General features: G+C 34.4%; 10 protein-coding genes. 4 read left to right on the top strand and 6 right to left on the bottom strand.

Features of this window, described 5'->3' with window-relative positions; translation table 11 throughout:
* Window positions 1–5 precede the first annotated feature (5 nt).
* Window positions 6–1,808: a GNAT family N-acyltransferase gene (locus B0A65_RS02080; protein ID WP_074660263.1), complete on the bottom strand. Its 1,803-nt coding sequence runs from the start codon at window positions 1,806–1,808 to the stop codon at window positions 6–8.
* A gap of 120 nt (window positions 1,809–1,928) precedes the next feature.
* On the opposite strand from B0A65_RS02080, the gene B0A65_RS02075 reads away from it, so the two are divergent.
* The 3 genes from B0A65_RS02075 (at window position 1,929) to B0A65_RS02065 (ending at window position 5,074) form a co-directional block, all read left to right on the top strand.
* A complete protein-coding gene (locus B0A65_RS02075; protein ID WP_074660264.1) occupies window positions 1,929–2,690 on the top strand; it encodes an exodeoxyribonuclease III in 762 nt (253 codons plus the stop codon).
* 114 nt (window positions 2,691–2,804) lie between these two features.
* Window positions 2,805–3,749, top strand: coding sequence for an OmpA/MotB family protein (locus B0A65_RS02070; RefSeq protein ID WP_072969886.1), 945 nt, complete (start codon window positions 2,805–2,807; stop codon window positions 3,747–3,749).
* Window positions 3,750–4,036: 287 nt separating this feature from the next.
* Window positions 4,037–5,074, top strand: a complete 1,038-nt coding sequence (locus tag B0A65_RS02065) for an aldo/keto reductase (protein ID WP_074660265.1) — start codon at window positions 4,037–4,039, stop codon at window positions 5,072–5,074.
* A 126-nt stretch (window positions 5,075–5,200) separates the two neighbouring features.
* Here B0A65_RS02065 and B0A65_RS02060 read toward each other — a convergent pair whose 3' ends face one another.
* The 5 genes from B0A65_RS02060 to panC all read right to left on the bottom strand — a co-directional run bounded on the left by B0A65_RS02060 (window position 5,201) and on the right by panC (window position 11,147).
* Window positions 5,201–7,165, bottom strand: coding sequence for a transglycosylase domain-containing protein (locus B0A65_RS02060; protein WP_074660266.1), 1,965 nt, complete (start codon window positions 7,163–7,165; stop codon window positions 5,201–5,203).
* 19 nt (window positions 7,166–7,184) lie between these two features.
* Entirely contained in the window at window positions 7,185–8,546 is a 1,362-nt protein-coding gene (gene radA, locus B0A65_RS02055; protein WP_026984157.1) for a DNA repair protein RadA, read from the bottom strand.
* Window positions 8,546–9,700: an alpha/beta hydrolase gene (locus B0A65_RS02050; RefSeq protein ID WP_074660267.1), complete on the bottom strand. Its 1,155-nt coding sequence runs from the start codon at window positions 9,698–9,700 to the stop codon at window positions 8,546–8,548. Before B0A65_RS02050 ends, radA begins: the two co-directional genes overlap by 1 nt.
* A gap of 203 nt (window positions 9,701–9,903) precedes the next feature.
* Window positions 9,904–10,254 (bottom strand): aspartate 1-decarboxylase, encoded by a 351-nt coding sequence (gene panD, locus B0A65_RS02045; protein ID WP_026984155.1) that lies wholly within the window; start codon window positions 10,252–10,254, stop codon window positions 9,904–9,906.
* Window positions 10,255–10,268: 14 nt separating this feature from the next.
* The gene (panC, locus tag B0A65_RS02040; RefSeq protein ID WP_074660268.1) at window positions 10,269–11,147 is read right to left on the bottom strand and encodes a pantoate--beta-alanine ligase; all 879 of its coding nucleotides are present in this window, start codon (window positions 11,145–11,147) and stop codon (window positions 10,269–10,271) included.
* A gap of 78 nt (window positions 11,148–11,225) precedes the next feature.
* On the opposite strand from panC, the gene B0A65_RS02035 reads away from it, so the two are divergent.
* Window positions 11,226–12,032 carry a glycogen/starch synthase gene (locus B0A65_RS02035; RefSeq protein WP_074660269.1) on the top strand — a complete coding sequence of 269 codons (807 nt, stop codon included), beginning with the start codon at window positions 11,226–11,228 and terminating at the stop codon, window positions 12,030–12,032.
* The last annotated feature ends 21 nt before the right edge of the window (window positions 12,033–12,053 follow it).

The following is a 12,053-nucleotide window of genomic DNA, read 5'->3' as shown; positions in this document are numbered from 1 at the left end:
GCAGTTTAATCTTCTTTCTCAGATAATTTGCGCTCTAATTCTATTTGAAATTCTTCAATAACGGGTTTCATGGTACTCTCCGGAATATCAGCAATCCTGATGTACATTAAACCGTCAATTGCATTGTTGAATAAAGGATCGACGTTGAAAGCTACAACACGTGCATTTTGCTTAATATATTTCTTAATTAAAACAGGTAAACGTAAATTTCCTGGTTCTAATTCGTCAATGATTTTATCAAATTTATTTAAGTCTGATTCGGCTTCATCAAAAATAAAGTCTTTATCAGCATCTTTCAATTTTACTTTATACGCTTTCTTTGGGTGAATATACTGCGCAATATAAGGATCGTAATAATTCGATTTCATAAACTCAATCATCAATGATTTAGAGAAATCAGAAAATTGATTACTGATACTTACACCACCTAACAAGTATTTGTGTTCAGGATGACGCAATGTAGTATGAATAATCCCTTTCCACAATAAGAATAAAGGCATTGGTTTTTGCTGGTATTCTTTTACGATAAATGCACGACCCATTTCGATCGATTTGTGCATCATATCATGCAATTCTGGTTCAAATCTAAAAAGGTCATTCAGATAAAAACCTTCAATTCCGTATTTCGGGTAAATTTCAGATCCCAATCCCATACGGTAGGCACCAGCGATTTGTTTGGTTTCATCATCCCATAAAAACATATGGTGATAATATTGGTCAAATTTATCTAAGTCGATCGATTCGTTAGTTCCTTCTCCCACTTCGCGGAAGGTGATCTCACGCAAACGGCCAATTTCATGTAAAATATTTGGGATAGATTTCGCTCTTGCAAAAAATACTTCGTAGTTTTTACTTTGTAGTAAGCGACAATCACTATTTCTTAAAGCATCAACTTCAGCAATCATTTTTGATCCGCTAGCCGGTGTAACGATCTTTTTAGGTGCTTTTGGTATCTTTAAACTTGCAGTATCAATTAATTTACTGTCCTTTTCAAAAGGATTCGCAAGCATATAGGTTTTCTTTCTTAAGAATTCTGAATACTCTTCAAATGATTGAAGTTCATTTTGTTCGTTTACCGAGATCGGTTTACCAATACGAACTTTAATGACACGATCTTTTTGAGTTAACAATTCAGACGGCAATTTTGCAGTACGCAAAGTATCGTCGATTTTAGAAAGCCAGTAGAATAATTTGCTGTTTTTAGCATGAAAATAAATGGGTACAACCGGAACTTTTGCTTTTCTGATTAACTTCAAAGCGCCTTCTTCCCAAGGTTTGTCAACTACTAATTTTCCATCTTTATAAGTGGAAACTTCCCCGGCAGGAAAAATCCCTAACGGTTTTCCATCGCTTAAATGACGCAAAGTTTCTTTAATTCCCACCACGCTCGATTTGGCATCCTTATGATTTTCAAAAGGATTAACCGGCATGATATATTTTTTAAGCGGAACAATTCGGTGTAATAAAAAGTTGGCGATGATTTTGAAATTTGGTTCTCTTTCCAACATTAATTTCAAAAGCAAAATACCATCAATCCCTCCAAGCGGATGATTTGAGATGGTAATATAGGCACCGTCTTTAGGTAAACGTTTCAAATCTTCTTCAGGAATTTCGAATTTAATCTCCATCTCATCCAAAATACCGTTCAAAAACGCAACATCCTCTAAGTGTTTATTGTGATCGTAAATTTTATTAAGGGTAGAGATCTTAAGAACCTTCATAAGAATCCAGCCAGAAAAAGTACCGAAAACCCCGTACTTATCAACATTTATTGCCTTTGCAACTTCTTTCGCGGTAACTAAACCCATGTACTATTTTTAATTTATTAGAGCAGCGAACAAAGATAACAAAAAACTCTACTTTTCGTTGATTCAAACGCAAACTTTCCACTTTTTTATTACATTTGGAATCCTAAAAAAAATACACTGATGAAAATTATTTCTTATAATGTTAACGGAATTCGTGCCGCAATTACTAAAGGTTTTATCGAATGGCTACAACAGGCAAACCCTGATGTAATTTGCCTTCAGGAAATAAAAGCGACTCAGGAACAAATTCCGGTCGACGATATCACGGCTGCCGGCTATCCGTTTCAATATTATTATCCGGCAACAAAAAAAGGATATAGTGGTGTAGCTATACTTTCTAAAATAAAACCCAACAATGTCGTTTTCGGAACCGGAATTCATCATATGGATTTTGAAGGTCGTAACCTTCGTGCTGATTTTGACGATTGTTCCGTTATGAGTTTATATCTTCCGTCAGGAACTAATATTGAAAGATTAGATCATAAATTTATGTTTATGGATGACTTTCAAAACTACATCAACGAATTAAAAGTAACGATTCCGAATCTGATCATTTGTGGAGATTACAACATTTGCCATGAAGCAATCGACATTCATGACCCGGTTCGAAATAAAACGGTTTCAGGATTTTTACCTCAGGAACGTGCCTGGCTGGATGCTTTCATGAAATCTGGATTTATTGATAGTTTCCGTCATTTCAACAAAGATCCGCATCATTATTCGTGGTGGAGCTACCGCGCCGGAGCCCGCGGAAATAACAAAGGATGGCGTATCGATTACAATTTGGTAAGCGATTCTTTGGAGCACAGATTAAAGCGTGCCGTTATTCTCCCAGATGCCGTTCACTCAGATCACTGTCCGGTTTTAGTAGAAATTGACTAAAGTTTGGTATTGTTCTTGTTGAAGGAATAGCAGTTTAAAATTCAAAATTGACATTGGTATTGAATTTTGATATTGTTTGATTATTAATACCCTCCAAATAAAAACAGAAGTAAAATGATTAAAAAGGCCTCAGTCGGATTACTAGTTGTAGCGATGTCTATGACTTCATGTGTATCCAAGAAAATTTACAACGATCTTGAATCCAAATATTCAGATCTTAAAAAAGAAAATCGTTCCATTGCTGATGAAAATGCAGAATTGCAAAAATCAAAAAATCAGTTAGAATTAGATCGTGATAAACTAACCAAAGATTTAGAAAGCACAAAGAATGATCTTGCTAAGCAAAAAGCAGATTTAGCTGCAGCTCAAAATAAATTTAAGGTTTTGCAGGATTCTTACAACGCATTAGAGAAAAACAGTAACGATGCATTAGAAAGCAACATGGCTAAAAATCGTGAATTGTTAGCGCAATTAGAAGCAAAATCTAAAAAATTAGCCGAAGAACAAGCACGTTTAGACAAAACAGCAAGCCGATTAAACGAATTAGAAGCCATGATCGCTGCCAAAGAAGCAGCAATGAAAAAACTGAAAGAAACTTTATCTAAAGCCTTAAATGGTTTTGAAGGAAAAGGTTTGACCGTAGAGCAGAAAAACGGAAAAGTATATGTTTCTATGGAAAATAAATTGCTTTTTAATTCAGGAAGCTGGGCTGTTGGTGTTGAAGGAAGAAAAGCAGTTGTAGAATTAGGAAAAGTATTAGGAGACAATCCGGATCTTTCAGTACTTATCGAAGGACATACAGATGACGACCCATATGCAGGTTCAGGACCAATTGCAAACAACTGGGATTTGTCAACAAAAAGAGCAACTGCAATTGTAAATATTTTAAGTGAAAACACTAAAATCAACAAACAAAAATTAACAGCGGCAGGTCGCAGCGAATTTTCTCCGTTAGCAAGCAACGCAACACCAGAGGGAAAAGCTAAAAACCGTAGAATCGAAATCATCTTAACACCAAGATTAGATGAAATCGCTGAGATGCTTAATAGTATAAATTAAGATGCTAAGGTTCTAAGGGACTAAGATTCTAAGATTTTAAAAGGGTTCAGAGTTTTACTTTGAACCCTTTTTTATTGAAATTCCAATGATGAAATTCCAAATTTTAGTTGAAAATATTCTTAGGAAGTTTGGAATTTGAAATTTTTAAATTTGGAATTTACTTTTTATGTCCTTTTTAACTTCTGTAGCATTTTCATTTGAAGAATCCCGTTGTATCTTTGAAACTTATTACCCAAAAGAAAAAAACTTAGAATCTTAGTCCCTTAGAACCTTAGAAACTCAAAAAAATGATCTACACAACTTTACCCAACACCGATATAAAAGTTAGTAAAATCTGTCTCGGAACTATGACTTTCGGGCAGCAAAATACAGAAGCAGAAGGCCATGCTCAAATGGATTATGCACTTGAAAGAGGCGTAAACTTTTTTGATACCGCGGAGATGTATTCCGTTCCGGCAAGTGAGGCAACTTATGGAAGTACGGAGAAAATCGTTGGAACCTGGTTTAAGAAATCAGGAAACCGCGAAAAAGTGATTTTAGCTTCTAAAATTGCCGGTCCAAATGCCAATTTTGGCTATATGCGCGAAAAATTGGATTTCTCTCCTGCGAGTATTAAATATGCCGTAGAAAATAGCTTAAAACGCCTTCAAACCGATTATATCGACTTATATCAAATGCATTGGCCAGAACGTAAAACGAATACTTTTGGACAACGTGCTTTTAAAGTGCAGAATGATCCTTGGGAAGATAATTTCAGAGAAGTTTTAGAAACTTTCAATGGCTTAATCAAAGAAGGAAAAATAAAACATATTGGTGTTTCTAATGAAAATGCCTGGGGAATGATGCGTTTTCTGGAAGAAAGCAAATATCAAAACCTGCCAAGAATCAAAACGATTCAAAATCCGTACAACTTATTAAACCGCCTTTTTGAAGTTGGTTCTGCCGAAGTGGCTCTGCATGAAAATGTTGGTTTACTAGGATATTCCCCATTAGGGTTTGGAACTTTGACAGGTAAATTCTTAACCGGAGAAGAACATTCAAATGCGAGAATCAAACTTTTTCCGCAGTATACTCGTTATAACAGCGAGCAATGCACACAAGCAACAAAATTGTATCAGGAAATTGCTAAAAAACACGGCTTGACATTGACAGAATTGGCAATGGGTTTTGTATTGCAACAGCCGTTTCTAACCAGTGCCATTATTGGTGCTACAACATTGGAACAATTAAAAGAAAATATCGATACTATTGATATTGTGCTTTCAAAAGAAATCTTAAACGAGATTGAGAAAGTTCAGGCTATTATTCCTGATCCGGCGCCCTAAATAAAGAAATTAAACACGAATTTCACAAATTGCCAGAGATTGATCTGTGCTAATTTGTGGAATTTTTTATTGTAGTTATTTAAATTTAATCGAAAAATAATTCATGTAAATCTGTGAAATTCGTGTTTAAAGATCAAATTCATCTCCAATAGACAAAGAATCTACTGGTACTGCTGTTGAATCCGGAGCTTTGATTCTAATTAAAGAACGGGCGTTTCCAGAAATGTAAACTGGCAATTGTCCAATGGTATCTTCCGGAACCAAAAGTCCTCTTCTAAACATTAAGTTTTTTAAGAATTTCTGATTTTTTAATGCGTAATCTTTCAAGTTTCCTTGTTCATTAAACTGATACATGAACTTACGAGGCTTTGGAATGATAGTGGCTAAATAAAGACATTCATCTACATTTAAGGCTGAAGGACTTTTTTGGAAATAAAAATGACTTGCTTCTCCAATTCCGTATACGTTTGGTCCCCATTCTATAATATTGAAATACACTTCCAGCATTCTTTCTTTGCTGACAATTCGGTTGTTTTCTAAAATATAAACCAATAAAATCTCTTCCAGTTTTCTCGAAACCGTTTTTTCACGAGTCAGAAAAACGTTTTTAATCAATTGCATGCTGATAGTACTGGCTCCGCGTGAGAACTTTTTAGTTCGGATATTCTTCAGAATCGATTGTTTGAAAGCTTCATTGATGAAACCACGATGTTGGAAGAACGACGGATCTTCAGTAGTCAGAACACATTTTCTTAAATAAGGTGAAATCTGATCTAATGGTGTGTAATTTGGATTGGCATTTCCAACCAAAATTGGACGTTGCAAAACATTCTGAATTATGGCACGATAAACAAATTCTCCATTTAGTTTGTTCAGATTTGCTTCTCCGTATTTCGTGATTCTTAAGTCTTCCTTATTCATTTTGCTGTCAAAAACCAGCGTATTCGGTTTGTTTTTATTGAATTTGAAATCCAGTTTATAATCGAAATTTCCAGTTGCTTCCATTCCCTGAAAATGAGTAAATAATCCGTCAGGCAACGAAACAATAAAATCTTGCGCTTTCATTTTCGGAATGTTAACTTTCAAAGTATAAACCGTATCTTTTTCAGTATTATAAGAAACATATGGTTTTACTTTTATTTTATTCAATTGCATGGTCGAAGTGCTGTCAATCGAAATAAAATCATCTCCCAATAAAAAGCGATAATCAAAACGGGCGTTTTTGATTACAACATCTTTGCTGGCAATTTTTGGATGATTGATTTTTAGATTGGTAATCGAAGTATAACCGTCAATATGTAATTCACTTCCGTCTTTATCTATATTTTCAACGTTCAATCGAATAGAATCGAAGCTTGCTTTCAAATTATATCGTTCATCCAAATACGGAACACGAATGGCGCCGGTATCCAGATTGAAAAATCGAATATCTGCTTTTTTGTTTCTAGGATCAGCAAAACCTTTTATGTTCCAACGCTGATCAAAATCTTTGCTTTGAACATGAAGATTGGTTTCAAGCTGTTTATTGTCTAAAACAAGCTTGCTAATCGCTATAGAAGCTTTTTTTCCGTTGTCATCAATTCGGAAAGTCAGATTTTCTAAATTCATGTCGGTTGGAACCAAATTCAATAATTTTGAAATAATTCTATACGCAAAAGTGGCGTATTTGCGTTTTTCGTTAGTATCTGACTCTGATTTGTCTCTTTTAAGGAAAGCGTCAAAGTTGCGTACTTTTCCCTTTTTTACAAACTGAACATAGCCATTATTGATTTTCAAAGTTCCAACCTGAACATCGCCAATCAATAAACTAGATAAGCTGATGCTGGTTTCTATTTTGTGGATATGAAAAAGGGTATCGGCATTTTTTGGAACCAGGGTAACATCTGATAATTTAATCGTGGACAAACCATCAAATGATGCTGATTTTACTGAAAAAGTACTGTTATAATCAACGGTCATTTTATGCTGTACTTTAGCAATGGCTTGTTTTAAAAGCGAGTTGCGAAAAAAGTAAAGTCCCGAAAAAAGCACTGCTAATACCAGGGAAAGTATTAAAAGTGCTTTGTATATTTTTTGTTTTGGAAAATTCATAAAGTAGTTTTATAAAAAATCAACCAAATAAAATACTGGCTACATCTTCAATTTTCGCTACAAGCTCAATTTTGATTCCGGTATTTTTTAAGGCGATTTTATTGTACTTAGATACAAAGATAGTATTGAATCCTAATTTTTCAGCTTCCTGAATGCGTTGATCTACGCGATTGACAGGTCTAATTTCGCCTGAAAGGCCAACTTCACCGGCAAAACAAAAGCCTTTGGTTACCGGAATATCTTCGTTGGAAGATAAAATAGCGGCAACAACAGCCAGGTCAATTGCAGGATCATCAACAGAAATTCCGCCTGTCACGTTCAGGAAAACGTCTTTAGCGCCTAAACGAAATCCGGCTCTTTTTTCTAAAACAGCCAGGATCATGTTTAATCTTTTGGCATTGTAGCCAGTTGTGCTTCGTTGAGGAGTTCCGTAAACCGCTGTACTAACGAGCGATTGTATTTCAATCATCAACGGACGCATGCCTTCCATCGTAGTAGCAATCGCAGTTCCGGACATTTCTTCGTCTTTGTGCGAAATCAATATTTCTGAAGGATTACTTACTTCACGCAAACCGCTTCCTAACATTTCGTAAATTCCCAATTCGGCGGTTGAGCCAAAACGGTTTTTTAAGGAACGTAAAATTCGGTACACGTGATTTCGGTCGCCTTCAAATTGCAAAACGGTATCAACCATGTGCTCCAGGATTTTTGGTCCGGCGATATTTCCGTCTTTTGTAATATGTCCGATTAAAATAACCGGAATATTGGTTTCTTTTGCGAATTTTATAAGTTCAGCCGTAGTTTCTCTGATTTGAGAAATACTTCCGGCAGTAGATTCAATATAATCGGTATGTAAAGTCTGAATGGAATCAATAATGACAATTTCAGGTTGAATGGCTTCAATTTGTTTGAAGATATTCTGCGTTTTTGTTTCTGTCAAAATATAGCAATTATCGCTATTTGGTGTGATTCTCTCGGCACGCATCTTTATTTGCTTCTGACTTTCTTCACCAGAAACGTATAAAGTTTTATATGGTAGTTTTAATGAAATTTGGAGCAAAAGTGTACTTTTTCCTATTCCTGGTTCACCACCTAAAAGTGTTAACGAGCCAGGGACAATTCCGCCACCTAAAACACGATTCAATTCACCATCAGTTGTATCCATTCTGATTTCCTGAGCCGAATCGATTTCGTTGATTTTTAAAGGGCGTGGTGCTTTGGTGCTGGAGGTAGGTTCGCTTTTCCAGGCCACTTTTTCCTGCTTCTGAATGATTTCCTCAGCAATAGTATTCCATTCTTTGCAGGCATTGCATTGCCCCTGCCATTTGGCATATTGGGTTCCGCAATTCTGGCAAAAAAAGGAAGTTTTAACTTTTGACATTATTTGGTTTTTTTGGCAAGTGTATTCATTTCATCAATTTTCTCGTACATCAAATCCTTGTTCAAATCACCGATCGGTTCCATTTGCGAAGCATTTTGATATTTTTTTGAAGCATGTTTCGGATCTCCCATTTTTTCATACATCAAGCCTAATTCATATTCTCCCAACATGGCTTTTGGATAATTTACATTTCCAATTTCGGCCATTTTTCCTAATTCATCGTAAGCGTTCTTTTTTAATATAAGAGTTTCTATAATTTTGAAATCACTAATTCTTACCGGAATTTGAACTCCCAAAACTTTAGACATGACACTATATTTATTCTCCAGGTAATCAGCATAACCTGATTCAAGAACAGCGATTTTTTCATTGTATTCTGCAGAATTTATAGGTCGGTAAACTTCAAAAATTTGATATAAAGCGCTTGGTATGGCATGTAATACCTGAGTGTAATGTGTAGTTCCTTTGAATACATCATATTTATAATTTACTAACGGATTATTTGCAATTTTAATATTGCTGTCTAATTTTTCAATAGGTTCTTTAATTTTTTTATTGTCTCCGTCAGCTACAGACAAATAGTAAAACAAAGGCTCGGTCACTTTAGCAAATTTTTCAGGAACCCTAACTTCCATTTTATTTGCAAGTTCAGGACTGAAAGAAATGTAGGCGTTAAAAAGAGGTTGTTCCTTATATAAATAGAAATTAATGAAACTTGCAGTTACATCATGTCCGGCAATAATTCTAAAAGGTGCTGTTCGGTATTTTTTTTCAATGTAAGGCAGTAATTCGGCTCCTATAAATTCATAAAAATCGGCTCCTTTTTCAAAAGGAAGACCGGTATTCTGATCAATTGTTGTATCATCTTCACGCTCATCATTTTTATTTTGATGCACACCAATGATAATCATTTCTGGTATATCTCCCCAGTAATTGCCGTAACTTATAGCTCCGGAAAAAGGATCAAATAAATAATCGCCATCCAGTAAATAGAGGACAGGATATTTTTTTTCAGGATTAGCTTCGTAAGAAGCAGGAAGTCCGATGGTTATTCTTCGTTCTTCTCCCAATTTTTCAGATTTAATATTGTCGAATTTTTTCTGGGCAAAAGAAGAAATTGACACTAAAATAAACAGTAGGTAAGCTTTTTTCATGATTTGTGGCATTTCAGTAAATTAAAAAGTATTGAAATAATGTAGCAATATAATACTTTATTTGCTTTTTTCTTACAGTAGGATTTTAAAAAGCGATGAACTTTTGAGTCTGAATCTGTTTTGAATTTAGGCCAAAGAAATAGTGTTTGAACAAAAATAAATTTTGTCAAATTATTGGGAAGATAAAGTGTAAAAAGAAATACTTAGGTTAACGAATTATCGTTTTCATTAGGGAAAATGATCCATGGTTTGAAGGTTTTTGCTTCTTCAAAATCCAGGGTAGCATAAGATATAATGATGATAATGTCGTCTTTTTGAACTTTTCTTGCAGCAGGACCATTCAGTGTAATATCTCCTGAATTTTTCTCTCCTTTAATAGCATAAGTTTCAAAACGTTCGCCATTATTGATATTTACAATAGATACTTTTTCACCTTCAATAATATTGGAGGCTTCCAGTAATGTTTCGTCAATAGTAATACTGCCGATGTAATTTAAATCAGCACCAGTTACTTTTACACGATGAATTTTAGATTTTATAACTTGAATTTGCATGCTGCAAAGGTAAATTAATTTAATGAAATGGTGTCAATCAGTCTTATAGAATTAACAAATACTGCTATAAAGGCACGATAGTTTTTGTCTTTAATTTTGTTTTCTATAGGTAATAATGTGGATTCGTCAGCAATAACAAAATATTCAAGCTCAAATCTTGGGTTGCCTTCAAAAGAATTTTTAACAAATTCTATCGTTTCTTCCGGACTTTTTGTTTTGAATATTTCTTTGGCTTCCGTTAAAATTTTATAAATAATAGCCGCTTCTTTTCGTTCTTCAGTAGTTAAGCGCTCATTTCGGGAACTCATTGCCAACTGATTTTCTTCTCTAAAAATAGGACAGCCCACAACATTTACCGGTAAATGATTTTTCTCAACCATCTTTTTAACGATCTGCAATTGCTGAAAATCTTTCTCCCCAAAATAAGCATTGGTTGGAGTAACAATTTCAAATAATCGTTTTACAATGGTTCCGACTCCGTTAAAATGTCCGGGTCTGAATTTTCCTTCCATTTGATTTTCCAATCCGTCAAAATCAAAATCCTGAGATATTGTCTTTCCTTCATAAATATCTTCTACAGAAGGAGCGTATAAAATGATTTTGTCACTTAAACCTCTCATTTTTTTTACATCCTCTTCAAGTGTTCTTGGGTATTTTGCAAGATCTTCAGGGTTGTTAAATTGCGTAGGGTTTACGAAAATACTAACAACAGTATCATCGTTTTCTTTAAGAGATCGTTGCATTAAAGCCAGATGCCCTTGATGTAAAGCGCCCATTGTTGGTACAAATCCGATAGTTGAATTTGTGGTTTTGATAGTTTTTAAATAAGCTATCAAAGCTACTTTACCGTAGAAAATATGCATGGCGGTATTATTAAAATTTAGTGCAAACATAATATATTAGTTATAAACTGCATAAATTTTTGTAATTTTGCAACGTTTTTATTACCAAAAATTAAGTAAAATACTATTATGAAAGATAAGAGGATATTATATGTATCATCTGAAGTCGTGCCTTATTTGGCTGAAAATGAGGTTTCTTTAATGTCTTATGACGTTCCAAAAATGATTAATGATCAAGGAGGTCAGATAAGAATTTTCATGCCCAGATATGGAAATATTAACGAAAGAAGACACCAGTTACACGAAGTAATTAGACTTTCAGGAATGAATTTGGTAGTGAATGACTTAGATATGCCATTGATTATTAAAGTAGCTTCTATTCCGAAAGAAAGAATTCAGGTTTATTTTATCGATAATGATGAATATTTTAAGCGTAAAGCAACTTTTGCTGACGAAGAGGGAGTGTTGTATCCTGACAATGACGAAAGAGCAATATTTTTTGCAAAAGGAGTTGTCGAAACGGTAAAAAAATTAAATTGGGTTCCGGATATTATTCACGTTCATGGTTGGTTGGCTGCTATGTTGCCAATTTACATGAAACATTATTATAAAAATGAAGCTTTATTTTCTGAAACTAAAATCGTAACGTCTGTTTACGGGCAGTCTTTTGACGAAAATTTAGATTTAGAAATGATCAACAAGGTGAAATTTGATGGTGTACCACATGAATCGGTTGCCGATTTAGAAACACCAAATTACGAAAATATCTTAAAGGCCAGCATATTGCATTCTGATGCTGTGATTATTGCATCCGAAAATGTATCCCCAAGTTTAACAAAATTTATAGAATCTTCAGGAAAACCTTTTTTACCTTTCGCCACGAAAGATGCATTCGCTGAAGCGTATACAAATTTCTATAAAAGTATGGGTCTTTAAATTTTAACTTTATTATTAAAC

The organism is Flavobacterium frigidimaris, assembly GCF_002217275.1.
GTDB classification, from domain to species: Bacteria; Bacteroidota; Bacteroidia; order Flavobacteriales; family Flavobacteriaceae; genus Flavobacterium; species Flavobacterium aquidurense.
Note: the sequence above shows the minus strand (reverse complement) of the source record. Positions and strands in the feature narration are given on the sequence as shown.

Coding starts and splice junctions, on each gene's coding strand:
- B0A65_RS02070 (WP_072969886.1), top strand. CDS start 2,805: ATGATTAAAAAGGCCTCAGTCGGATTACTAGTTGTAGCGATGTCTATG.
- B0A65_RS02075 (WP_074660264.1), top strand. CDS start 1,929: ATGAAAATTATTTCTTATAATGTTAACGGAATTCGTGCCGCAATTACT.
- panC (WP_074660268.1), bottom strand. CDS start 11,147: ATGTTTGCACTAAATTTTAATAATACCGCCATGCATATTTTCTACGGT.
- B0A65_RS02060 (WP_074660266.1), bottom strand. CDS start 7,165: ATGAATTTTCCAAAACAAAAAATATACAAAGCACTTTTAATACTTTCC.
- B0A65_RS02080 (WP_074660263.1), bottom strand. CDS start 1,808: ATGGGTTTAGTTACCGCGAAAGAAGTTGCAAAGGCAATAAATGTTGAT.
- radA (WP_026984157.1), bottom strand. CDS start 8,546: ATGTCAAAAGTTAAAACTTCCTTTTTTTGCCAGAATTGCGGAACCCAA.
- B0A65_RS02035 (WP_074660269.1), top strand. CDS start 11,226: ATGAAAGATAAGAGGATATTATATGTATCATCTGAAGTCGTGCCTTAT.
- B0A65_RS02050 (WP_074660267.1), bottom strand. CDS start 9,700: ATGAAAAAAGCTTACCTACTGTTTATTTTAGTGTCAATTTCTTCTTTT.
- B0A65_RS02065 (WP_074660265.1), top strand. CDS start 4,037: ATGATCTACACAACTTTACCCAACACCGATATAAAAGTTAGTAAAATC.
- panD (WP_026984155.1), bottom strand. CDS start 10,254: ATGCAAATTCAAGTTATAAAATCTAAAATTCATCGTGTAAAAGTAACT.